20 protein-coding genes and 1 pseudogene are annotated in these 22583 nt (G+C 55.9%); 12 read left to right on the top strand and 9 right to left on the bottom strand.

Annotated features, from left to right (window positions below):
* Positions 1 to 143: 143 nt before the first annotated feature.
* Positions 144 to 656 (bottom strand): phenolic acid decarboxylase, encoded by a 513-nt coding sequence (locus HA41_RS01600; RefSeq protein ID WP_162287199.1) that lies wholly within the window; start codon positions 654 to 656, stop codon positions 144 to 146.
* 102 nt (positions 657 to 758) lie between these two features.
* Here HA41_RS01600 and HA41_RS01595 point away from each other — a divergent pair.
* Positions 759 to 1655: pseudogene (locus HA41_RS01595) on the top strand (LysR family transcriptional regulator).
* A gap of 129 nt (positions 1656 to 1784) precedes the next feature.
* Here the strand turns inward: HA41_RS01595 and lpdA are convergent.
* The 4 genes from lpdA to pdhR all read right to left on the bottom strand — a co-directional run bounded on the left by lpdA (position 1785) and on the right by pdhR (position 8823).
* Entirely contained in the window at positions 1785 to 3209 is a 1425-nt protein-coding gene (gene lpdA / locus HA41_RS01590; protein ID WP_094119311.1) for a dihydrolipoyl dehydrogenase, read from the bottom strand.
* Between the two features lie 160 nt (positions 3210 to 3369).
* The gene (gene aceF / locus HA41_RS01585) at positions 3370 to 5274 is read right to left on the bottom strand and encodes a pyruvate dehydrogenase complex dihydrolipoyllysine-residue acetyltransferase (protein WP_094119287.1); all 1905 of its coding nucleotides are present in this window, start codon (positions 5272 to 5274) and stop codon (positions 3370 to 3372) included.
* A gap of 14 nt (positions 5275 to 5288) precedes the next feature.
* Positions 5289 to 7955, bottom strand: coding sequence for a pyruvate dehydrogenase (acetyl-transferring), homodimeric type (gene aceE, locus HA41_RS01580; protein WP_094119286.1), 2667 nt, complete (start codon positions 7953 to 7955; stop codon positions 5289 to 5291).
* Between the two features lie 103 nt (positions 7956 to 8058).
* Entirely contained in the window at positions 8059 to 8823 is a 765-nt protein-coding gene (gene pdhR / locus HA41_RS01575) for a pyruvate dehydrogenase complex transcriptional repressor PdhR (protein WP_094119285.1), read from the bottom strand.
* Positions 8824 to 9005: 182 nt separating this feature from the next.
* Between pdhR and HA41_RS20635 the strand changes: the two genes are divergently transcribed.
* From HA41_RS20635 to HA41_RS01560, 4 genes are all read left to right on the top strand, one after another.
* Positions 9006 to 9281 (top strand): hypothetical protein, encoded by a 276-nt coding sequence (locus HA41_RS20635; RefSeq protein WP_143807221.1) that lies wholly within the window; start codon positions 9006 to 9008, stop codon positions 9279 to 9281.
* A 58-nt stretch (positions 9282 to 9339) separates the two neighbouring features.
* Positions 9340 to 10695 (top strand): aromatic amino acid transporter AroP, encoded by a 1356-nt coding sequence (gene aroP, locus HA41_RS01570; protein ID WP_094119284.1) that lies wholly within the window; start codon positions 9340 to 9342, stop codon positions 10693 to 10695.
* Positions 10696 to 10894: 199 nt separating this feature from the next.
* Positions 10895 to 12307: a glycoside-pentoside-hexuronide (GPH):cation symporter gene (locus tag HA41_RS01565; RefSeq protein ID WP_094119283.1), complete on the top strand. Its 1413-nt coding sequence runs from the start codon at positions 10895 to 10897 to the stop codon at positions 12305 to 12307.
* Positions 12304 to 13263 (top strand): glycoside hydrolase family 43 protein, encoded by a 960-nt coding sequence (locus HA41_RS01560; protein ID WP_094119282.1) that lies wholly within the window; start codon positions 12304 to 12306, stop codon positions 13261 to 13263. Before HA41_RS01565 ends, HA41_RS01560 begins: the two co-directional genes overlap by 4 nt.
* Here the strand turns inward: HA41_RS01560 and ampE are convergent.
* Together ampE and ampD are read right to left on the bottom strand one after the other, a co-directional pair.
* Positions 13245 to 14099, bottom strand: a complete 855-nt coding sequence (ampE, locus tag HA41_RS01555; protein WP_094119281.1) for a beta-lactamase regulator AmpE — start codon at positions 14097 to 14099, stop codon at positions 13245 to 13247. The genes HA41_RS01560 and ampE overlap by 19 nt on opposite strands.
* Positions 14100 to 14115: 16 nt before the next feature.
* Positions 14116 to 14667 (bottom strand): 1,6-anhydro-N-acetylmuramyl-L-alanine amidase AmpD, encoded by a 552-nt coding sequence (gene ampD / locus HA41_RS01550; RefSeq protein WP_094119280.1) that lies wholly within the window; start codon positions 14665 to 14667, stop codon positions 14116 to 14118.
* Between the two features lie 198 nt (positions 14668 to 14865).
* Between ampD and nadC the strand changes: the two genes are divergently transcribed.
* From nadC to hofC, 4 genes are all read left to right on the top strand, one after another.
* Entirely contained in the window at positions 14866 to 15762 is an 897-nt protein-coding gene (gene nadC, locus HA41_RS01545) for a carboxylating nicotinate-nucleotide diphosphorylase (protein ID WP_094119279.1), read from the top strand.
* A gap of 177 nt (positions 15763 to 15939) precedes the next feature.
* Positions 15940 to 16392, top strand: a complete 453-nt coding sequence (gene ppdD, locus HA41_RS01540; RefSeq protein WP_094119278.1) for a prepilin peptidase-dependent pilin — start codon at positions 15940 to 15942, stop codon at positions 16390 to 16392.
* On the top strand, positions 16382 to 17764 hold the full coding sequence (gspE, locus tag HA41_RS01535) for a type II secretion system protein GspE (RefSeq protein ID WP_094119277.1): 1383 nt from the start codon (positions 16382 to 16384) through the stop codon (positions 17762 to 17764). The genes ppdD and gspE overlap by 11 nt, the downstream gene beginning before the upstream one ends.
* Positions 17757 to 18956: a protein transport protein HofC gene (gene hofC, locus HA41_RS01530; protein ID WP_094119276.1), complete on the top strand. Its 1200-nt coding sequence runs from the start codon at positions 17757 to 17759 to the stop codon at positions 18954 to 18956. The genes gspE and hofC overlap by 8 nt, the downstream gene beginning before the upstream one ends.
* Positions 18957 to 19171: 215 nt before the next feature.
* On the opposite strand, the gene HA41_RS01525 is transcribed toward hofC, so the two are convergent.
* On the bottom strand, positions 19172 to 20212 hold the full coding sequence (locus HA41_RS01525) for a GMP reductase (protein ID WP_094119275.1): 1041 nt from the start codon (positions 20210 to 20212) through the stop codon (positions 19172 to 19174).
* Positions 20213 to 20437: 225 nt separating this feature from the next.
* On the opposite strand from HA41_RS01525, the gene coaE reads away from it, so the two are divergent.
* The 3 genes from coaE to yacG are packed head-to-tail and all read left to right on the top strand — an operon-like array spanning position 20438 to position 22009.
* The gene (gene coaE, locus HA41_RS01520) at positions 20438 to 21055 is read left to right on the top strand and encodes a dephospho-CoA kinase (protein ID WP_094119274.1); all 618 of its coding nucleotides are present in this window, start codon (positions 20438 to 20440) and stop codon (positions 21053 to 21055) included.
* A gap of 4 nt (positions 21056 to 21059) precedes the next feature.
* Entirely contained in the window at positions 21060 to 21803 is a 744-nt protein-coding gene (gene zapD, locus HA41_RS01515; RefSeq protein WP_094119273.1) for a cell division protein ZapD, read from the top strand.
* Positions 21804 to 21811: 8 nt separating this feature from the next.
* Positions 21812 to 22009 (top strand): DNA gyrase inhibitor YacG, encoded by a 198-nt coding sequence (gene yacG, locus HA41_RS01510; protein WP_031376700.1) that lies wholly within the window; start codon positions 21812 to 21814, stop codon positions 22007 to 22009.
* Positions 22010 to 22039: 30 nt separating this feature from the next.
* Here the strand turns inward: yacG and mutT are convergent, their stop codons facing one another.
* Positions 22040 to 22435, bottom strand: a complete 396-nt coding sequence (gene mutT, locus HA41_RS01505; protein WP_094119272.1) for an 8-oxo-dGTP diphosphatase MutT — start codon at positions 22433 to 22435, stop codon at positions 22040 to 22042.
* Positions 22436 to 22583 lie beyond the last annotated feature (148 nt).

Raw genomic sequence — 22583 nt, 5'->3', positions numbered from 1 at the left:
TAACGGCCAGGAATAGAACCCCGGCCTGAAGATAATTTTTGGCGAGATGTGAGCAGGATTGGGTGATGTCCCGCTGCAGACAGCAGAAGGTTGCTGCTGTTACCCGCAGCAGAAGAGCCCGGGATGGGCTCTTCTGAACGAGGTTAGTTTTTCAGGCTGGCAGGAAAATCAGCGGGCAGTTCACTGGCCGGACAGTCAATCACGCTGTCGTTGTTTTCGCCTGCATCGCGGATAAAAGTCAGCGTAGCGAACTCATCAATCACTTCAGTCGGATAAGCCGGACCTGCCTCGCGGTATTTTGCCATCTCTTCCAGATGTTCGTTCTGGAAGCAGACCGTTTTTTCCGGATTATTCATCACCCAGCGAGGGAAGAAGATGGTGCCGTGGAAAATTTTATCGGTCAGGTTAACGGCCAGGCTGACATCGGTGCCGGTCGGCTCGGTCCAGGAGACTTTATAGACATCCTGTGCCAGACGAACGATATAAGCGTGCTGGTTTTTCACCCAGCGGTTACCCACCATTCCGCTGTGAATACGGTAATCAACGGTGTTAGCATTTTTTATATAGAGCTCGTAGTTCCAGCCGTTGTCATAGGTATAAACCAGATGTTTGCCGACCAGACCAGACAGGTTGTTTTTATCAAAAGTGCTCATGATGATTTCCTCATTTATTTGCCTTGAGGAGATTATCGCGCGTTACAAAAGTGATTAATAACGCTATTTTTAGCGCCAATCCATTCAAATTTTAGATAGATTATTATGCACAAGACGACGCTCGAACAGTGGTTTCTTCTCGACTCCGTGGTTAACGAAGGCAGTTTTGCGCTGGCGGCTGAGAAAAATAATCGCAGCCAGTCCTCAGTCAGTTACCAGATTGGCCTGTTGCAGCAGCGGCTGGGCATCGCGCTATTGCAACAGGCAGGACGACGGGCAGTTCTGACGGCGGAGGGCGAGCAGCTACTGGCGCAGGCGCGGCCGCTGCTGACCGGTTTTAACAGCCTGGAAGCACAGGCTGCCGCATTACAGCGCGGTGAACCTTCTCGTATCGACCTGATGGTCGATGCCATCGCACCCAAGCCGCTGCTGTTTACGGTGTTGCACCAGTTTCAGCAGCGTTATCCGCACGTCCGCGTCTGGTTCAGTGAAATCGTCCGCAGCGAAACGCCGCTCAGGCTGGCGGAACAGCAGGCCGATCTCTGGCTGGTGGCACGCAGTGGCGACGAATCGTTAACCGGCGAAAGCCTGATGAGCGTCGACTTTATCGCGGTCGCTCATCGCGACCACCCCCTGCACAGCGAGCCAGCACCGCTCAGTGCCGCCACTCTGGCGCGCTGGCCCTGCATTACCATTCTCGATCGCCAGCAACAGCAGCAGTCAGAAGTCAGTGGCGAGCAGGCGGAGAACTGGTCGTTCACTACCCTGTCGGCAGCCATTGAGGCGGTGCAGCATCAGCTTGGCTATGGCTGGTTGCCGGAGAAGAACATTGCCGCCTAGCTGGAGAGCGGCAAACTGCGCCCGCTCCCGCTGCTACAGGGTCGGCGACGCTCAACCTCACTGATGCTGCGCATTAATGAAGAGAAATTGCCAGGCAATTCGGCGATCGCGGTACTGGCGCAGATGTTTATCGACCAGGTGGCAGCGGATCGGCGGGGTTGATGCCGTGTGGAGAGTTAGCGGGAGAGGATGAATGCGGGTTGAATGCGCACATACTCGCCAGCCCAACATTCAGGCAAAAAAAAGCTCCCGTACAGGGAGCTTTTTTATCGATCAGACGATCAGAGAGGCTTATTTCTTTTTCGCTTTCGCGTTAGGCAGATCGGTGATGCTGCCTTCAAAGATTTCTGCCGCCAGACCCACTGACTCATGCAGGGTTGGGTGAGCATGGATGGTCAGCGCAATATCTTCCGCATCACAACCCATCTCGATCGCCAGACCGATTTCACCCAGCAGCTCGCCGCCGTTGGTACCGACAATCGCGCCACCAATAACCCGGTGCGTCTCTTTATCGAAAATCAGTTTGGTGATGCCTTCTGCACAGTCAGAAGCGATAGCACGACCAGAGGCTGCCCACGGGAAGGTGGCGGTCTCGTAGCTGATGCCTTTCTCTTTCGCTTCTTTCTCGGTCAGGCCGACCCAGGCAACTTCTGGCTCGGTATAGGCGATGGATGGGATCACTTTCGGATCGAAGTAGTGCTTCAGACCCGAGATCACTTCCGCCGCGACGTGGCCTTCATGCACGCCTTTGTGCGCCAGCATGGGCTGACCGACGATGTCACCGATAGCGTAGATGTGCGGCACATTGGTACGCATCTGCTTGTCGACGCGAATGAAGCCGCGATCGTCCACTTCCACGCCCGCTTTGCCCGCATCCAGACCTTTGCCGTTCGGTACACGACCGATAGCCACCAGCACCGCATCATAACGCTGTGCTTCGCCAGGTGCTTTTTTACCTTCCATCGAAACGTAAATACCATCGTCTTTTGCTTCAACGGCGGTCACTTTGGTTTCCAGCATCAGGTTAAATTTCTTGCTGATTTTCTTGGTGAAGACTTTCACCACATCTTTATCCGCAGCCGGGATGACCTGATCGAACATCTCGACCACATCGATCTCTGAACCCAGCGCATGATAGACCGTTGCCATTTCCAGACCGATGATACCGCCACCCATAACCAGCAGGCGCTTCGGTACTTCTTTCAGTTCCAGCGCATCGGTTGAGTCCCAGACGCGTGGATCTTCATGTGGAATAAACGGCAGTTCGATTGGGCGTGAACCCGCAGCGATGATGGCGTTATCGAAGTTGATGGTGGTCGCGCCGCCTTCTCCTTCAACCACCAGGGTGTTAGCACCGGTGAATTTGCCCAGGCCATTAACCACTTTGACTTTACGACCTTTTGCCATACCTGACAGGCCGCCAGTCAACTGGTTGATCACCTTCTCTTTCCAGCTGCGAATCTTGTTGATATCAGTCGATGGCTGACCAAACACAATGCCGTGCTCTTCAAGGGCTTTCGCCTCTTCAATCACTTTAGCAACGTGCAGCAGCGCTTTAGATGGGATACAACCGACGTTCAGACAAACACCACCCAGGGTGCTGTAACGCTCTACCAGTACGGTTTCCAGACCTAAATCCGCGCAACGGAAGGCTGCAGAGTATCCTGCAGGACCCGCCCCAAGTACTACGACCTGGGTTTTAATCTCTGTACTCATCATGACCTCTTATTTGATATCCGGCGGGTCAGACGTTCTTATGATGCCCTTGTTCCACCGGGACTTTCACCGCAAGAGTTTACAGAATTGTTAACAAACTGCCAACCGCGGTGCGACGAATCGTTACAGGAAGGCCGGCTTTCGCCGGCCTTCTTCACATTTACATAACTAAACGACGAATGTCAGACAGCATATTGCCGATCAGAGTGATGAAACGCGCCCCATCAGCCCCGTCGATGACGCGGTGATCGAAGGAAAGAGAAATTGGCATCATCAGACGTGGTGCAAACTCTTTACCGTTCCATACCGGCTCCATCGCCGACTTCGAGACGCCGAGGATAGCCACTTCCGGCGCGTTGACGATCGGCGCGAAGTGTGTGGTACCCAAACCGCCGAGGCTGGATATGGTAAAGCATCCGCCCTGCATGTCGCCTGCCGTCAGCTTACCGTCACGTGCTTTCTTCGAAATCGCCATCAGTTCACGTGACAGCTCGGTGATGCCCTTTTTGTTCACGTCTTTGAAGACCGGAACCACCAGACCATTTGGCGTATCAACCGCCACACCGATGTTGATGTATTTCTTCAGCGTCAGCTTCTGCGCATCTTCTGACAGTGAACTGTTGAAGCGTGGCATCTGCTCAAGTGCCGCAGCGACCGCTTTCATGATGAACACCACCGGGGTGTACTTCACGTCCATCTTACGCTTCTCGGCTTCCGCATTCTGCTGCTTACGGAACGCTTCCAGATCGGTGATATCGGTTTTGTCGAAATGCGTAACGTGCGGGATCATCACCCAGTTACGGCTCAGGTTCGCGCCAGAAATTTTCTGGATGCGTCCCAGTTCGACCTCTTCGATTTCGCCAAACTTACTGAAGTCCACTTTCGGCCATGGCAGCATGCCAGGCAGACCGCCGCCGCTGGCAGCAGCCGGTGCCGCTTCAGCGCGTTTGACCGCCTCTTTCACATAGCTCTGCACATCTTCTTTCAGGATACGGCCTTTGCGGCCAGTGCCTTTGACTTTCGCCAGATTAACACCGAACTCACGCGCCAGACGACGGATCACCGGGGTAGCGTGAACATAGGCATCGTTCTCGGCGAACTCGCCTTTGCTCTCCGCTTTGGCGGCGGCTGGTGCCGCGGCTTTAGCTTCGGCTTTTTCTGCCGGTGCCGGGGCATCCTGTTTCGCTGCTGCTGCTGGGGCAGCGGCTGGCGCAGCACCTTCCACTTCAAACACCATGATCAGTGAGCCGGTGCTGACTTTGTCGCCAGTCGCCACTTTCAGCTCTTTCACGGTGCCCGCGAATGGTGCAGGAACTTCCATCGAGGCTTTGTCGCCTTCCACCACAATCAGTGACTGCTCAGCTTCAACTTTGTCGCCGACTTTCACCAGCACTTCAGTGACTTCAACTTCGTCACCACCGATATCCGGAACGTTAACCTCTTTTGCGCCCGCTGCCGCAGCCGGAGCCGTTGCCGCTTCTTCTTTCACTTCAGGTTTCACGCCAGCGGCCGGCGCTGCGCCTTCCGCTTCAAACACCATAATGTGCGAACCGGTGCTCACTTTATCGCCGGTGCTGATTTTGATCTCTTTCACGGTACCCGCGAACGGTGCCGGGACTTCCATCGAGGCTTTGTCGCCTTCTACCACGATCAGAGATTGTTCGGCTTCAACTTTGTCGCCAACCTTCACCAGAATCTCAGTGACTTCGACTTCGTCACCGCCGATATCCGGAACATTGACATCTTTGCTGGCGGTAGCAGAGGCAGCCGCTGGCGCCGGGGCCGCGTCTGCTTTTTTCTCTGCGGCCGGTGCCGGTGCGGCTTCTGCCGCACCTTCCGCGTCAAACATCATGATCAGCGAGCCGGTTTCTACTTTGTCACCGGTGGCGATTTTGATCTCTTTGACTACGCCAGCCTGCGGCGAAGGCACTTCCATTGAGGCTTTGTCGCCTTCCACGGTGATCAGCGACTGTTCGGCTTCCACCTTGTCGCCAACTTTCACCAGAATCTCGGTGACTTCAACTTCGTCAGACCCGATATCCGGTACCTTAATTTCGATAGCCATTACTCTATTACCTCTTAAGCCAGACGCGGGTTAACTTTATCGGCATCGATACTGAATTTGGTGATCGCGTCAGCCACCACTTTCTTCTCAATCTCGCCACGTTTAGCCAGCTCACCCAGCGCGGCAACCACCACATAAGACGCATCCACTTCGAAGTGATGACGCAGATTTTCGCGGCTGTCAGAGCGACCAAAGCCATCGGTACCCAGCACGCGATAGTCGCTGGCAGGTACATAGCTACGAACCTGCTCAGCGAACAGCTTCATGTAGTCGGTTGAGGCGACGGCCGGTGCATCGTTCATTACCTGCGCGATGTAAGGCACGCGCGGTTGTTCAGTCGGATGCAGCATGTTCCAGCGCTCACAATCCTGGCCATCACGCGCCAGCTCGGTGAACGAGGTCACGCTGTAGACGTCAGAGCCGATACCGTAGTCTTTCGCCAGAATCTGTGCCGCTTCACGTACGTGACGCAGGATAGAGCCTGAACCCAGCAGCTGGACTTTGCCTTTGCTGCCATCGACCGTTTCCAGCTTGTAGATACCCTTACGGATACCCTCTTCCGCACCCTGCGGCATCGCTGGCATGTGGTAGTTTTCGTTCAGCGTGGTGATGTAGTAGTAGACGTTTTCCTGCGCTTCGCCATACATCCGCACCAGACCGTCATGCATGATCACCGCGACTTCATATGCGTATGAAGGATCGTAGGAGATACAGTTAGGGATAGTCAGCGACTGAATGTGGCTGTGACCATCTTCATGCTGCAAACCTTCACCGTTCAGCGTGGTACGACCGGAGGTGCCGCCGACCAGGAAGCCGCGCGCCTGTTGGTCGCCCGCCAGCCACATCAGATCGCCGATACGCTGGAAGCCGAACATCGAGTAATAGATGTAGAACGGGATCATCGGCAGGTTGTTGGTGCTGTAAGAGGTCGCCGCCGCCAGCCAGGATGATCCTGCGCCCAGCTCGTTGATCCCTTCCTGCAGAATCTGACCTTTCTCATCTTCTTTGTAGTAAGCCACCTGCTCACGGTCCTGAGGGGTGTACTGCTGACCGTTCGGGCTGTAGATACCGATCTGACGGAACAGACCTTCCATACCAAAGGTACGCGCTTCATCAGCGAGGATCGGAACCAGACGATCTTTGATCGACTTGTTCTTCAGCATCACGTTCAGGGCACGCACAAAGGCGATGGTGGTCGAAATCTCTTTGTTCTGCTCATCCAGCAGCGCATTGAACTCTTCCAGCGCTGGCATTTCCAGCTTCTCGGTGAACTTCGGCTGACGCGTTGGCAGGTAGCCGCCCAACTTCTCACGCTGACCGTGCAGATAGTTGTACTCTTCAGAGCCTTTGTCGAAGGTCACGTACGGCAGAGATTCAATCTTGTCATCCTCTACCGGCACGTTGAAGCGATCACGGATATAGCGCACGCCATCCATGTTCATCTTCTTCACCTGGTGAGCAATGTTTTTGCCTTCCGCAGTGTCGCCCATACCATAACCTTTGATGGTATGCGCCAGGATCAGTACCGGCTTGCCTTTGGTATCCTGCGCTTTTTTCAGTGCCGCGTAGATTTTCTTCGGATCGTGGCCGCCACGGTTCAGTGCCCAGATTTCATCATCGGACATATCTTTAACCAGCGCGGCGGTTTCCGGATATTTACCAAAGAAGTGCTCACGCACATAGGCACCATCACGGGATTTAAAGGTCTGGTAATCGCCGTCAACGGTTTCGTTCATCAGCTGAATCAGCTTGCCGCTGGTATCTTTGCGCAGCAGCTCATCCCAGCGACCGCCCCAGATCACTTTGATCACTTCCCAGCCAGCACCGGCAAAGATGCCTTCCAGCTCGTTGATGATCTTACCGTTACCGGTGACCGGGCCATCCAGACGCTGCAGGTTGCAGTTGATGATGAAGACCAGGTTATCCAGTTTTTCACGGGTGGCGATGGTGATTGCGCCTTTTGATTCCGGCTCATCCATCTCGCCATCACCCAGGAAGGCATAGACGGTCTGTGCAGAGGTATCTTTCAGACCACGGTGTTCCAGATATTTCAGGAACTTCGCCTGATAGATAGCTGACAGCGGACCCAGACCCATGGAAACGGTCGGGAACTGCCAGAACTCTGGCATCAGTTTCGGGTGCGGATAAGATGAAAGGCCTTTACCGGCCACTTCCTGACGGAAGTTGTTCATCTGCTCTTCGGTCAGACGACCTTCAAGGAACGCACGGGCATAGATGCCTGGGGAAATGTGGCCCTGGAAGTAAACCAGGTCGCCGCCATCCTTCTCACTGCGCGCGCGGAAGAAGTGGTTAAAGCACACTTCATAAATGGTGGCAGAAGACTGGAAGGAGGACATATGGCCACCCAGTTCCAGATCTTTCTTCGATGCGCGCAGCACCGACATGATGGCGTTCCAGCGGATCGCGGAACGGATACGACGTTCAAGAGAGGTATTGCCCGGATAGTCCGGTTCATCTTCAACGGCAATAGAGTTGATATAGTTGCTGATTGCAGAAGATCCTGCAGCAACGTTCACGCCGCCTTTGCGGGCTGCACCCAGTACCTGATCAATCAGATACTGCGCACGTTCAACACCTTCTTCACGGATGACCGATTCGATCGCCTGTAGCCAGTCACGAGTTTCAATCGGATCCACGTCATTGTGTAAACGTTCTGACATGGGTGTGTTCCTTATCTGTGTCTAATACGTTGAATAATCGGGAGCCTGTTACAGCAGATGCAGGCAGGCTCGTCGCACATGTCCGTACGATCTTTGTCGCACGTTATTCCTTACGTTGCTGTAAACGACGCAGGGAGCGTTCTCGACGGCTCTGCTCCCGACTTCTGTCCAGCAAGATTTCCTCTATGAACGCCAGGTGACGGTGTGAAGCCTCGCGCGCTTTTTCCGGCTCACGAGCCACAATCGCCTCAAAGATTCTGGCGCGGTGACCGCTCACTTTCGCCAGCATTTCCCGGCGCGAGTAGAGCAATTCGAAATTCTGACGAACGTTTTGTTCCAGCATAGGGCCCATAGAGCGTAGCAAATGCAAAAGCACAACATTATGGGCTGCTTCTGTGACAGCGATCTGATACTGCATCACTGCGTCCGCTTCGGCGTCTAAGTCGCCGCTCTCCTGTGCCTGCTGGATCTGCAGATGGCAATCGCGTATCCGCAGCAGATCCTCTTCGGTGCCGCGCAGTGCCGCATAATAGGCGGCGATGCCTTCTAAGGCATGGCGCGTTTCCAGCAGATCAAATTGTGATTCCGGATGGTCGGCAAGAAGCTCTACGAGTGGATCGCTCATGCTTTGCCAGAGATGCTCCTGTACGAACGTTCCGCCACCCTGACGGCGTAGCAGTAATCCTTTGGCTTCTAAGCGCTGGATCGCTTCGCGGAGAGACGGACGTGAGACATCGAATTGTTTGGCGAGTTCGCGCTCGGGGAGCAGCTTCTCTCCCGGACGCAACGTCCCTTCCATGATCAGGGATTCGAGCTGTTGCTCGATGGCGTCGGAGAGTTTGGGTTGGCGAATCTTACTGTAAGCCATCTTCCCTTCTTATTTAGCCCATCGTCCGGAGTAAATTGGTAATACCAATTGTCAAAAGGTGCCGGTAAAGTAACAAAGTATTCACCTTGTGTCTATATGGTCGCGGTCACATTCCGCAGCAGTTAAAGCCAGTGGTGACGCTAACTTGCGGTTAAAAAAATGAAAAATTACCGCGAGAGCAAATGTTAAATAACTTCACTTTTACCAAACCTTACACCCGTTTAGCCGCTAACCGCAGCGGCTACCATAAGCGAAACCTATTCGCCATCGACATCGTTTCATGGCAGAAATTTGCCTGTCACAGACGTGAGCCAGACGCTGTTTTTTCAGTCAATGCCCAGCACGAAAAGCGAAAGCAGGTGCAAAGCGATTCGCTTATCACTATTCTTGTCGCCAGGGTAGCGCCAGGCAGCAGACAGCACGCCGGATACCGTAAAATAATCAATACGTTAATGTAACCACTTCCTTACAGCGGACTGCGCTGCGAATGAAGAATAAAAACATCACGAGGTTTGTATGGAACAACAGCAAGGCGAAGCGCTGAAACGCGGTCTGAAGAACCGTCATATTCAGCTCATCGCGCTGGGTGGTGCGGTGGGGACCGGCCTGTTTCTGGGCAGTGCATCGGTCATTGAATCCGCCGGACCGGCAGTTATTCTGGGGTATGCCATTGCCGGTTTTATTGCCTTTTTAATCATGCGCCAGCTAGGCGAAATGGTGGTGGAGGAGCCCGTTGCCGGCAGCTTCAGCCACTTCGCCTATAAGTACTGGGGCAACTTTGCTGGCTTCGCATCGGGCTGGAACTATTGGGTACTCTATGTACTGGTAGCGATGGCAGAGCTGACCGCTGTGGGTAAATATATCCAGTTCTGGTGGCCTGACTTCCCGACCTGGGCCTCGGCCGCCATCTTCTTTGTGATGATCAACGCCATTAACCTGACCAACGTGAAAGTGTTTGGTGAGATGGAGTTCTGGTTCGCCATTATTAAAGTGGTTGCGGTGATTGGCATGATCCTGTTCGGCGGCTGGTTGCTGTTCAGTGGCCACGGCGGCCCGCAGGCCACCGTGCGCAACCTGTGGGAACAGGGCGGGTTCTTCCCGCATGGCCTCGGCGGGCTGGTGATGGTAATGGCGATCATCATGTTCTCGTTTGGCGGTCTGGAACTGGTGGGGATCACTGCCGCAGAAGCGGATAATCCGGAAACCAGCATTCCTAAAGCGACCAACCAGGTCTTGTGGCGCATCCTGATTTTCTACATCGGTTCGCTGGCGGTGCTGCTGTCACTGATGCCGTGGACCCGCGTTACCGCGGACGTCAGTCCGTTCGTCTTCATCTTCCACGAACTGGGGGATGCGATGGTGGCTAATGCGCTGAACGTGGTGATCCTGACGGCGGCGCTGTCGGTCTATAACAGCTGCGTGTACTGCAACAGCCGTATGCTGTTTGGTCTGGCGCAACAGGGCAACGCCCCCAAAGCGCTGCTGAAAGTGGACCGCCGCGGCGTGCCGGTGCTGACCATTCTGGTATCCGCTGTCGCCACTGCGCTCTGCGTGTTAATCAACTACCTGATGCCGGGCGAGGCTTTTGGCCTGCTGATGTCGCTGGTGGTCTCGGCGCTGGTGATTAACTGGGCGATGATCAGCCTGGCGCACCTCAAATTCCGTCGTAAGAAAGATCAGCAAGGGGTGACCACCCGCTTCAAAGCGCTGTTCTATCCGGTGGGTAACTGGATTTGCCTGATCTTCCTGGCGGCCATTCTGGTGTTGATGGCGACCACACCGGGCATGGCGATCTCCGTCTGGCTGATTCCGGTCTGGCTGGTGATTCTGGGGATGGGCTACTTCATTAAAAATCAGACACAAAAAGCCTGATAAGCCCTTACCTGCTGCAGCGCCGTGGCGTGCTGCAGCAGGCGTTCCGCTTTATCCGCCACCTGGCGCTAAAGCCCGATCCAGTTCACACTTCTTCCCGCGCACCTGTTTTGTCCATCTTCATGGCGATTTACTCCCAGTCATCTCACTGATTTAGCGACAATAATTCCTGTTCACACCGGATGCGCAGGAGAGAACCATGAAAGGTGCAGCCCTCTCATTTCGAGAAAAACTGGGTTATGGCATGGGCGATGCCGGATGCAACATGATTGGCGGTGCCATCATGTTGTTCCTCAACTACTTCTATACCGATGTTTTCGGCTTAGCCCCGGCGCTGGTCGGCACACTGCTGCTGTCGGTACGGGTACTGGACGCGGTGACCGATCCGATCATGGGCGCGGTTGCCGATCGCACCCAGAGTCGCTGGGGCCGCTTTCGCCCGTGGCTGCTATGGGTCTCCGTTCCCTATGTGCTGTTCAGCGTGCTGATGTTTACCACACCGGACTGGACCTACCATAACAAGGTGATCTGGGCCTTCGTCACCTACTTCCTGATGTCGCTGACCTACACCGCCATCAACATTCCTTACTGCTCGCTGGGCGGCGTGATTACCAACGATCCCGGCGAACGCGTCTCCTGCCAGTCTTACCGCTTCGTGATGGTCGGCATCGCTACGCTGATCCTGTCGATGTCGCTGCTGCCGATGGCGGAATGGTTTGGTGGCGAAGACAAGGCGCGCGGTTATCAGATGGCGATGACCGTGCTGGCAACCATCGGCCTGGCGATGTTCCTGTTCTGCTTTGCCACGGTGCGTGAGCGTATTCACCCCGCCGTCCCCAGCAATGACGACCTGAAGAAAGATCTGCGCGACGTCTGGAAAAACGATCAGTGGGTGCGCATTCTGCTGCTGACCTTCTGCAACGTCTGTCCCGGCTTTATCCGCATGGCCGCGACCATGTATTACGTTACCTGGGTAATGGGGCAATCGACCCATTTCGCCACGCTGTTTATCAGCCTCGGTGTGATTGGCATGATGTTCGGCAGTACGCTGGCAAAAGTGCTGACCGACCGCTGGTGTAAGCTCAAGGTTTTCTTCTGGACCAACATTGCACTGGCGCTGTTCTCCAGTGCGTTTTACTGGATCGATCCGCACGCCACGCTGATGGTGGTGATCGCCTACTTTGTGCTGAACATCCTGCATCAGATTCCGTCGCCGCTGCACTGGTCGCTGATGGCCGATGTCGATGACTATGGCGAATGGAAAACCGGCAAGCGCATCACCGGTATCAGCTTCTCCGGCAACCTGTTTTTTCTCAAAGTGGGACTGGCGGTCGCCGGGGCGATGGTTGGCTTCCTGCTGTCGATCTACGGCTACAATGCCGGGGCTAAACAGCAGTCGCCGGAAGCAATCAACGGCATCATGCTGTTGTTTACCGTGATCCCGGGCGTGGGTTATCTGATTACTGCAGGTGTGGTACGGCTGATGAAGGTCGACCGTAAAATGATGCTCACCATTCAGCAGGATCTCGCGCTGCGTCGCGAAAATTTCCGTGATTTACAGACTGTTCGCACACGCGACGGTGTTGTCCCGCAAACCGGAGAAGTAAAATGACCGCTATCCTGCCCAACCCTTTTATCGAGCAGCGCGCCGACCCGTTTATTCTGCGTCATGATCAACACTACTACTTTATCGCCTCAGTGCCGGAATATGACCGGCTGGAGATCCGTCGTGCCGATACGCTGGCAGATCTGCGCAGCGCTGAACCGGTGGTGGTATGGCGCAAACCGGACAGCGGCCCCTGCAGCGAACTGATATGGGCGCCGGAACTGCACCTTATCGACGGCCAGTGGGTGATCTATTTTGCGGCTGCGCCGACGCGCGACATCAAGGATGGCCTGTTTCAGCACCGGATGTATGCGCTGGTGTGTGATGCGGCCGATCCACTGCAGGGTGAATGGCAGCCGTGCCGTCGGGTATTCAGCCAGTTCGACAGTTTCTCGCTGGATGCCACCCACTTCGTGCATCAGGGCAAGAACTGGTATTTGTGGGCGCAGAAAGATCCGGCGATTCCCGGCAACTCGAACCTCTATCTGGCTGAGTTGCTCAACCCCTGGACGCTGAAAGGGACGCCGGTGATGCTGAGCCGGCCTGAATATGAGTGGGAATGCGCCGGGTTTAGCGTTAATGAAGGCGCGGCGGTAATCCGCCACGGTGACCGGCTGTTTGTCACCTACTCGGCCAGCGCCACCGATGAGAATTACTGTCTGGGTTTACTGTCGATTGCGATGGATGCCGATCCACTCGACGTTACCGCCTGGCAGAAATCTGCCCGGCCGGTGTTTGTGTCGAGCTGGGATAATCATCAGTATGGGCCGGGCCACAACAGCTTTACCCAGGATGAGGCGGGACGCGAGGTGCTGGTTTACCACGCGCGTAATTACACCGAAATTGAGGGCGATCCGTTATGGGATCCGAATCGCCATACCCGGCTGAAGTACTTTGACTGGCGGGCAGATGGCACACCCGATTTTGGCGTGCCGCCCGCCGATCACACCAGCGTGCCGTAGATCGTCAGCAACGCCACGGCCACGACCAGCACCAGTGAGGTTCGTTTCGCTAACGCCACAGCAACCCGTGGCGTTTCGACTTTATCGGTGTGCGGATCGCGAGATAGCGAGAACTGCGCCAGGCTGGTCAGTACCTGATACTGCGAGCGATGACGGTCGGTGAGCGAGGCAAACCATGCCGGCAACGCTTTCTCGCCATGTCCCAGCAAGGCGTAGGCCACACCCGCCAGCCGCACCGGGATCCAGTCAAGCACATGCAAAATGCCATCGACACCAGACTGAGCACGCGCCATCGGCGTGCCCTGTTTTGCCAGCCAGCCCTGCCAGGCGCGCAGGAAGGCGTAACCCACCAGCAGCACCGGTCCCCAGGCACCGCCCACCACCAGCCAGAACATCGGCGCGAGGTAGAAGCGGAAGTTAATCCAGATCAGCGCATTCTGCAGTTCGCGCAGAAATTCGCGCTCGCTGCACTCAACCGGTACGCCGTGTATCAGGGTCAGCTCCGCCGCCATCGCCTGATGCGCAGCGGCATCGTCATGACTGGCCGCTTTCAGGTAGGTGTGATAATGCCGTCGTACCGACCCCGCGCCGATACACAACAACCCGACGACGATCCAGAACAGCAGTTGCAGTACGCCAAACAGCACTCCTTTCAGGCTCCAGACCACCAGCGCCGTCACGGCCATCGCCAGTACCGTCATCAGCAGGGTACGCACCATTGAGACATGCTGGCGGCGACGAAAAAACGGCTCCAGCCGGTGTTCCAGCTGCCAGTGCTCGCCCAGCTTGAACAGGCGTTCCCAGCCTAAAACCAACAACAAGGTAAACAACGTCATACTGACTCCGCAAAAATCACGATTTTTGCTGCGTTAACAGCTGTTTATAGTAGCCCCAGTCAAAAGCAGGTCCGGGATCGGTTTTGCGCGCCGGTGCGATATCACTGTGTCCGGTAATACGCGCAGGCGTCAGCGGGTAGTGCTGCAACAGCAGTTGTGTGACCTGCTGCAGCGACTGATATTGCGCCCCGGTATAGGGGTCGCTATCCGTGCCTTCCAGTTCGATACCGATGGAGAAGTCGTTGCAGTTCTCACGGCCTTCAAACTGCGACACTCCGGCATGCCAGGCTCGTTTATCAAAGGAAACGTACTGTACGATCTCGCCATCGCGACGAATCAGGCAGTGCGCCGCCACGCGCAGCGCGGCAATATCGACGAAATAAGGATGCGCATCCGGCGGCAAGGTGCCGGTGAACAATTTATCGATCCACGGGCCACCAAATTCGCCTGGCGGTAAGCTGATATTGTGGATGACCAGCAGCGAAGGCGCCTCATCGTCGGGTCGCTCATTACAATGCGGCGAGGGGACCTGACGTACCCCGGTCAGCCAGCCATGTTCAAGTTTCATGCTGCATTTCCTTATTCAATCAGGCTGAGAATAGCATGAATAGTAAGGGTTTCTTGCCTCTAAATGCGTCGTTATGCTGCCAGACGGGCGATGCGTGTTAAGGATACTAAACAAAATTACGTCCATCGCTGGTACCCGGTTACGGTTCAGGCTATTGTGAACACCTTACTCATCATCCCATTTTGGAGTTCAACGCTTATGTCTTCGCGTGGTTATGATCCAGACAGCCGCCGTCAGGCTTTGATTAGACGCATCGAAGGTGACATTCCCGAGGCGGTTGCGCGTGCGTTACAGGAAGATCTTGGCGGCGAGATTGATGCCGATCGTGATATCACCGCCCAGCTGTTGCCCGCTGAAACGCAGGCCCATGCTCAGGTGATTACCCGTGAAGCGGGTGTTTTCTGTGGTAAACGCTGGGTCGAAGAGGTGTTTATTCAGCTCGGCTCACATGCAACCCTGACCTGGCATGTCGCGGATGGTGATCGGATCGAAGCTGACCAGCCGCTGTTCGATATCAAGGGTCCGGCACGATTACTGCTGACCGCTGAACGTACCGCGCTCAATTTTGTTCAGACCCTCTCTGGCGCTGCCACCGAAGTCAGCCGCTATGTGGCGCTGCTGGCGGGCAGCCAGACGCAACTGCTGGATACGCGAAAAACCCTGCCCGGCCTGCGCACCGCGCTGAAATATGCTGTCCTGTGCGGCGGTGGCAGTAATCATCGCCTGGGCCTGTCCGATGCCTACCTGATTAAAGAGAATCACATTATTGCCAGCGGATCGATTCGTCAGGCGGTGGAAAAGGCACAATGGCTGCATCCGGATGTGCCGGTAGAGGTGGAAGTGGAATCGCTGGAGGAACTGAGTCAGGCACTGGAGGCGGCAGCGGATATTGTGATGCTGGATAACTTCAGCCTGGAAGGGATGCGTGCGGCGGTAGCGCTGAATCAGGGGCGTGCGCTGCTCGAAGTCTCGGGCAACGTCACGGAAACCACGCTACCACTGATTGCGCAGACCGGCGTTGATTATGTCTCGGTGGGTGCGCTGACCAAACATGTGCGTGCACTCGATTTATCGATGCGTTTTCAGCAGCAGTAAGCTATCGCGCCGTGCCGCCAGCACGGCGCTTTATACGATCCCGCTTCCATAGCGATTTCGGCTGCACTGCAAGTCCTGACTCTCTTCTCGTCTTCTTTTCCATTGTTTCACTCTGCGCCTGTGATTCCTCATGCCACTTTTTTTAATCTGTCAGCTTCTTAACCTGGAGAAGACGAGATGGATTATCAACGTGGATTTACCCTGGTCGAACTGATGATTGTGGTGGGTATCGTGGCGATCCTCAGCGCCATCGGTCTGCCTGCTTATCAAAACTATCTGCAGCGCGCAGCGCTCACCGACATGCTGCAAACCATGGTGCCGTATAAAACCGCAGTGGAGCTCTGTGCTTTAGAGCGCGGCGGCCCGACGCCGTGTCAGGCTGGCGAACACGGCATTCCTGCCGTCAGAAGCTCACGCTATGTTTCAGCCCTGAGCGTCACCAATGGCGTCATCACCCTGACCGGACAGGAGAGTCTGAATGGGTTAAGCGTCGAGATGCTGCCAGTATGGGACAGCACCGAAGGCGGCATCAGCTGGCAACGTAGCTGCACCAGCAGTAACAGCAGCCTGCGTGACAATTGCCTTGCGCAGTTCCGCTTTGCCGATAAAGGAGCTGCCGATGAAGCCTGATGCGGCGATTGCGGCATTATGCCAGCGCTATCGCGCCCTGGTGCTGCACCATGATGCCAGCCAGTTACGGGTTGCCGTGGCGGAAACGGTGCCGCAGGGGCTGGCTGAAGCCCTGCATTTTGCCAGCCAGTGCCAGATTGAGATCGAGTGCTGGCCCCAGGCGCGTCTCGACCAGTTACAGCACAGTGAAAAACCGTTGTCAGCACGCGAAGACGCCCCCTCAGAGTCAGCCATTGAGGCAACGCAGCAGATACTGCAGCAGGCGCTGGAGCGTCGCGCATCAGACATTCACATCGAACCCTGCCGGGAGGGGCTGCGGGTCAGGCTGCGGATTGATGGTGTCCTGCATCCGCTCTCCGCGCTGCCGGCCATCCCGCCCGCAGCATTGCTGGCTCGCCTGAAAATCCTTGGCGGACTGGATATTGCCGAACGCCGGTTACCCCAGGATGGTCAGTTCAGCCTGGAGATTGCCGGCAAACCGGCCTCGTTTCGCCTTGCCACGCTGCCGATTCACGGCGGAGAAAAAGCCGTGGTCCGGCTGCTGCAGAGTGAAAGCGCCGCACTATCGCTGGATAAGCTGGGGCTTCCCGCCGCCCAGTTACGCCTGCTCTGCTCGGCGCTGGCGCAGCCGCAAGGGCTGATCCTGGTGACCGGGCCAACCGGCAGCGGCAAAACCTTCACCCTCTACAGCGGGCTCAGTGCGCTGAATACGCCAGACAAAAATCTCTGCAGTGTCGAAGACCCGATTGAAATTCCGCTGCCTGGCATCAATCAGACGCAGATTCACAGTAAAAATGGGCTCGACTTCCATCGCGTGCTGCGTGCGCTGTTGCGCCAGGATCCGGATGTGATTATGGTCGGCGAGATCCGCGATGCAGAAACCGCCGGGATTGCGGTTAAGGCCGCGCAGACCGGACATCTGGTGCTCTCTACTCTGCATACCAACTCAACCGCCGAAACCCTGACCCGCCTTAGACAGATGGGTATTCCCGGTTATCTGCTGGGGCCGGCGCTGCGGCTGATTGTCGCGCAGCGCCTGGTACGGCGCCTCTGTCCACATTGTCGTCAGCCGGCTCAGGCGGTAGCGCACTACCCTGCCGAACTCTGGCCCGGCACCTTACAGACCTGGCGCGCGCCCGGCTGCGATCACTGCTTCTCCGGCTACTTTGGCCGGCTGGCGCTGTTTGAGCTGCTGCCGGTAAACGCCAGATTGCAAAACGCCATTGCTGCAGAGATGCCGCTTGAGAATCTGCTCGCTCTGGCAAAGCAGCAGGGGCTGCGTACCCTGCTTGCTTCCGGGCTGGAGGCGGTGAGCCGGGGCGACACCTCGCTGGAAGAGATGCAGCGGGTTATCGGACTGGAAGATGGCTAATCCCGCACTGTTTCGCTGGCAGGCGGTTAATAGTCAGGGCGAGTTGCAAAGCGGTCAGCTACTGGCCATCGACAGTGAAAACCTGTTGCTGATGCTGGCGCAGCGCGATCTGCTGCCGGTCAGCTGGAAACGTGACAAAGTCTGGCGCCCGGCTGACTGGAAATGGCAGCACAAAACCGATCTGATTCGCCAGCTGGCCACCCTGCTCAAAGCCGGTTTGCCGCTGGCAGAGAGTCTCGCCCTGCTGGCTGAAGGCCATCCCCATGCTGGCTGGCGCGCATTGATGATGGCGCTGCATCATCGGGTCATCAGCGGTCAGCCTTTTTCACAGGCGCTGCGTGAGTGGCCGCAGATCTTTCCAGCCCTATACCCGGCCCTGATGGAGGTCGGTGAACTGACCGGACAACTGGATGTTTGCTGCAATGAACTGGCTCAGCAGCAGACCCGCCAGCACCAGTTACGGCATCAGGTCGTGAAGGCGCTTCGCTATCCCCTGTTCATTCTGCTGGTGGCGCTGGCTGTAAGCTGCGGCATGCTGCTGTTCGTACTGCCGGAATTTGTCACGGTCTATGCCTCGTTTGACGCGCCCTTACCGGCCTTTACCACCGCAGTGATGCAGCTTTCCGCCGCGTTGCAGCAGTGGGGGCTGCCGTTAGCCAGCGTGCTGTTGCTGACGCTGGTGAGCTGGCAGCAACTGCGGCGGCGCTCCGCAGACTGGCAGCGATGGGAACAGCGGCTGTTTTTACGTCTCCCGCTGCTCTCCGGGCTGTGGCGCGGTTCGCAGTTAACGCAGATTTACACCCTTCTGCATCTGACGCAGCATGCCGGATTAACCCTGTTACAGGGACTTGCCGCGGTCGAGGTGACACTCTCTTCACTGTTATGGCGGGAAGCGATTGCCGGGCTGCAGCAGCATATCGCCGAAGGAAAACCGCTGCATCAGGCACTGGCGCAACATCCGCTGTTTACCGCGCTCTGTGGTCAGTTGATTCGCGTCGGTGAAGAGGCGGGTGCATTGGATTTGATGCTGGCACGGCTGGCTGAATGGCATGAGGGGCAAACCCGTGAACGCGCTGACACGCTGGCTGCCTCGCTGGAGCCCATGATGATGGTAGTGATTGGCGGCATTGTCGGCACGCTGGTGATCGCGATGTATCTGCCGGTATTCGGATTAGGTGATGCGATGCATTAAGGCGCGCGTGATGCGCGCCTTAATGTGAAGTCAGATAAGTAAGATGTGGCACCCGATGAGGAGCTTCAGATGGATGTCGACGATGGGTGAGCAACCCTAGACCACGCCTGGTGCGCCGGTATCGGAACTGACGGACAATGCCTGACCGCCGCTGACCGATCATCCATCATTAACCCTCCATCCTCAGTTATCCATCACTGACACTCGCTGAATCATTAACGATTAAAAACGCGGTTTTCCTGCTCGGCTACCCGAATAAAGGTTGTGCGTTTCGTCAGCTCTTTCAGACGCTCGGCACCCACATAGGTGCAGGCTGAGCGCAGGCCGCCCAGAATATCGCGTGCGGTTTCAGCTACCGGGCCGCGCAACGGCAACTTTACGGTTTTCCCTTCCGCTGCACGGTATTCTGCCACACCACCGACGTGACGCTTCATTGCCGACTCTGAACTCATGCCATAAAACAGCATGAAACTTTCGCCATTTTCTTCCACAACCCGCCCTTCGCATTCATCGTGCGCTGCCAGCATTCCGCCCAGCATCACGAAATCGGCGCCGCCGCCAAAGGCTTTGGCAATATCGCCCGGCACTGAACATCCGCCATCACTGACAATCTGACCACTCAGGCCATGCGCCGCGTCAGCACACTCGATCACCGCAGAGAGCTGCGGATAACCCACGCCGGTCTTCACCCGTGTGGTACAGACCGAGCCGGGTCCTATGCCCACTTTGACAATATCGGCTCCGGACAGAATCAGCTCTTCGACCATTTCTCCGGTCACCACATTCCCGGCACAGATGGTTTTGCCTGGGAAGGCTTCACGGGCGCGCTGCAGAAAATCGACAAAATGCTGTGAATAGCCATTGGCTACGTCGATGCAGATAAACTGTAATTTTTCTGACAATGCCAGAATGGTGTTCAGCTTAGTGAAATCCGCTTCAGAGGTTCCGGTAGAGACCATTACTGAGTTCAGAACTGAATCGGGTACGCGCTGAATGAATGCACGCCAGTCATCTACGCTGTAATGCTTATGCACTGCCGTCAGAATATTAAAGCTGGCCAGCGCTTCTGCCATCAGAAAGGTACCGACGGTATCCATATTGGCGGCAATGACGGGCACCCCACTCCAGCTCAGGCCGGAGTGTTTAAAGGTAAAACTGCGTTCCAGCTCGACCTGTGAGCGGCTTTTCAGCGTGGAGCGTTTTGGGCGGATTAAGACGTCTTTAAAGCCCAGTTTCAAATCTTCTTCAATACGCATCTGTGATGTCCTGGTGAGTGGCAACGAACAGTCGTTCGCGAAGCCAGCACGGCTCCAGTGACCTTATGATACGCGCGTATCGTCCGGCGACAAGACTGCGAATTTCACTTTATTTACGCTACAATCCGTTAAATTTAGCTGAGTGTTATCGTTGTGATCTGGCGCGCATTTTTTCGTTTGTGCACCAGTCTCTTAACATGAACCTGTGTCCAAAAGAGAAGTCAGATGGGAAATAGGCCCTATACCATAGCGCTGACAGGGGGAATCGGTAGCGGTAAAAGCTCGATTGCCAGGCAGTTCGCTGCGTTCGGGGTCAACATTATCGATGCTGACCTGATTGCGCGGGAAGTCGTTGAGCCTGGTACACCCGCGTTACAGGCGATAGCAGCGCGTTACGGTGCCGCTATCCTGACCGAACAGGGCAGTCTGGATCGTGCGCGGTTACGCGATATTATTTTTCAGACGCCGGAAGAGAAAAACTGGTTAAACGCACTGCTGCATCCGCTGATTAACGCCCGTACCCAACAGCTGATCGCCGAAGCCTCTTCGCCTTATGTGCTGTGGGTAGTGCCATTACTGGTGGAAAATCAGCTGCAGCACCAGGCTGATCGGGTACTGGTGATTGATGTCGACGAAGCGACGCAGATCGCCCGCACCCGGCAGCGCGACCAGATTTCACTTGCTCAGGCGCAACGTATTCTTGCGGCACAGGCCACGCGGCAACAACGCCTCGCCTGTGCCGATGACATTATTGATAACAGTGGCGAGCCTGAAGACGCATTGCCACAGGTTGCCGAACTTCATCAGCGCTACCTCAGGCTGGCGGCAACGCAACAGGATTAACACCATGAGCACACCCGTTCTGTTTGAACATCCCCTGAATGAAAAAATGCGCACCTGGCTACGGGTTGAGTTTCTGATTAATCAGTTAGATGAGACCACCCCGCTGGATAGGACCGTCAATGCCCTGACTTTTTTTCGTCTGATCGGCGAACTGCTCGATATTTTTGAGCGCGGCGATATGCGTACCGAATTACTGAAAGAGCTCGAGCGCCAGCAGCAGAAGTTACGCGCCTGGGCTGATGTGCCCGGCGTCGATATGACGCTGGTCGATACTCTGCGTGACAAGTTAAAAGTGCAGGCAACCCAGCTGATGAATGCGCCGCGAATGGGGCAGCAACTGCGTGAGGATCGCCTGATTGCGCTGGTGCGTCAGCGCCTGAGTATTCCTGGCGGCTGCTGTAGTTTTGATTTGCCCGGCCTGCACATCTGGCTGCACCTGCCACAGGAAGCGCGCGATGCCCAGGTCGAGGCCTGGATGCAGACACTGGTGCCGCTGCATCATGCGCTGGCGATGATCCTCGATCTAATCCGTCAGTCAGGCACGTTTCGTAACCAGACCAGCCTGAATGGCTTTTATCAGGACAATGCTGAAGGCGCAGACCTGCTGCGCCTGCAGCTGTCGCTGGAGGATGCGCTCTATCCGCAGGTCTCCGGACATAAAAGCCGTTATGCCATTCGATTTATGCCGCTTGATAATGAGCGTGGCGAGGTTCCGGCCCGTCTCAATTTTCAACTGGCCTGTTGTTAGAGGTGAATATGCAGCAAGAAGTGATGACCGTCGCCTGTCCACAGTGCGGCAAAGATGTAATCTGGGATGAGCTCAGCCCGTGGCGGCCGTTTTGCAGCAAGCGCTGCCAGCTGATCGATTTAGGTGAATGGGCCGCTGAAGAGAAACGTATTCCCAGCAGCGGCGATCTGAATGACAGCGATAACTGGAGTGAAGAGGACCATTAATCGTCAGGTGGAGCCGACGGCTCCACCCTGTCAGAACTCGCCGGCGACCAGGCGAGCAATCAATGGGTGGTTAGCCGGTGGAAACTCCTCAGCGACCAGCGCCTGCTGATCAACCCAGCGCTGCGGCTGTCCCTCTTTGCCCCACGGATCTCCTTTCCAGCCTTCGACCAGGAAGAAATGCAGCGTTACCCGCAAATCCTCATAACTGTGGTCAGCCTGGCCAATCGGACGCGCCTCGGTAACCTCAATGCCGGTCTCTTCCTGTAACTCGCGAATCAGCCCCTGCTCAGCGCTCTCACCCGCTTCAATCTTGCCGCCGGGAAATTCCCATTTATTGGCCATATAGGAGGTTGCCGCGCGCTGGGCAAGGAAAATCTGTTTATCGACATTGCGGATAATACCAACCGCGACCTGCAGGTGCTTCATGAAGAATATCCTGGTAATGTTGGATGAATGAAGGTTGAGTGTAAAACAGGGTGTGGCGGATGTTAATCGCTTTGGCCTGCCCCCGTCATCCGGCTCAAAGCTGCTGACGCAACGCAGTGGCAATAAAAAAGGAGCCAGAGGCTCCTTT

Source organism: Pantoea conspicua (assembly GCF_002095315.1).
GTDB classification, from domain to species: domain Bacteria; phylum Pseudomonadota; class Gammaproteobacteria; order Enterobacterales; family Enterobacteriaceae; genus Pantoea; species Pantoea conspicua.
Note: the sequence above shows the minus strand (reverse complement) of the source record. Positions and strands in the feature narration are given on the sequence as shown.

Coding starts and splice junctions, on each gene's coding strand:
- ppdD (WP_094119278.1), top strand. CDS start 15,940: ATGGATTATCAACGTGGATTTACCCTGGTCGAACTGATGATTGTGGTG.
- HA41_RS01560 (WP_094119282.1), top strand. CDS start 12,304: ATGACCGCTATCCTGCCCAACCCTTTTATCGAGCAGCGCGCCGACCCG.
- ampE (WP_094119281.1), bottom strand. CDS start 14,099: ATGACGTTGTTTACCTTGTTGTTGGTTTTAGGCTGGGAACGCCTGTTC.
- pdhR (WP_094119285.1), bottom strand. CDS start 8,823: ATGGCTTACAGTAAGATTCGCCAACCCAAACTCTCCGACGCCATCGAG.
- coaE (WP_094119274.1), top strand. CDS start 20,438: ATGGGAAATAGGCCCTATACCATAGCGCTGACAGGGGGAATCGGTAGC.
- zapD (WP_094119273.1), top strand. CDS start 21,060: ATGAGCACACCCGTTCTGTTTGAACATCCCCTGAATGAAAAAATGCGC.
- aroP (WP_094119284.1), top strand. CDS start 9,340: ATGGAACAACAGCAAGGCGAAGCGCTGAAACGCGGTCTGAAGAACCGT.
- ampD (WP_094119280.1), bottom strand. CDS start 14,667: ATGAAACTTGAACATGGCTGGCTGACCGGGGTACGTCAGGTCCCCTCG.
- aceF (WP_094119287.1), bottom strand. CDS start 5,274: ATGGCTATCGAAATTAAGGTACCGGATATCGGGTCTGACGAAGTTGAA.
- nadC (WP_094119279.1), top strand. CDS start 14,866: ATGTCTTCGCGTGGTTATGATCCAGACAGCCGCCGTCAGGCTTTGATT.
- mutT (WP_094119272.1), bottom strand. CDS start 22,435: ATGAAGCACCTGCAGGTCGCGGTTGGTATTATCCGCAATGTCGATAAA.
- aceE (WP_094119286.1), bottom strand. CDS start 7,955: ATGTCAGAACGTTTACACAATGACGTGGATCCGATTGAAACTCGTGAC.
- HA41_RS01565 (WP_094119283.1), top strand. CDS start 10,895: ATGAAAGGTGCAGCCCTCTCATTTCGAGAAAAACTGGGTTATGGCATG.
- yacG (WP_031376700.1), top strand. CDS start 21,812: ATGCAGCAAGAAGTGATGACCGTCGCCTGTCCACAGTGCGGCAAAGAT.
- lpdA (WP_094119311.1), bottom strand. CDS start 3,209: ATGAGTACAGAGATTAAAACCCAGGTCGTAGTACTTGGGGCGGGTCCT.
- HA41_RS20635 (WP_143807221.1), top strand. CDS start 9,006: ATGTTAAATAACTTCACTTTTACCAAACCTTACACCCGTTTAGCCGCT.
- gspE (WP_094119277.1), top strand. CDS start 16,382: ATGAAGCCTGATGCGGCGATTGCGGCATTATGCCAGCGCTATCGCGCC.
- hofC (WP_094119276.1), top strand. CDS start 17,757: ATGGCTAATCCCGCACTGTTTCGCTGGCAGGCGGTTAATAGTCAGGGC.
- HA41_RS01525 (WP_094119275.1), bottom strand. CDS start 20,212: ATGCGTATTGAAGAAGATTTGAAACTGGGCTTTAAAGACGTCTTAATC.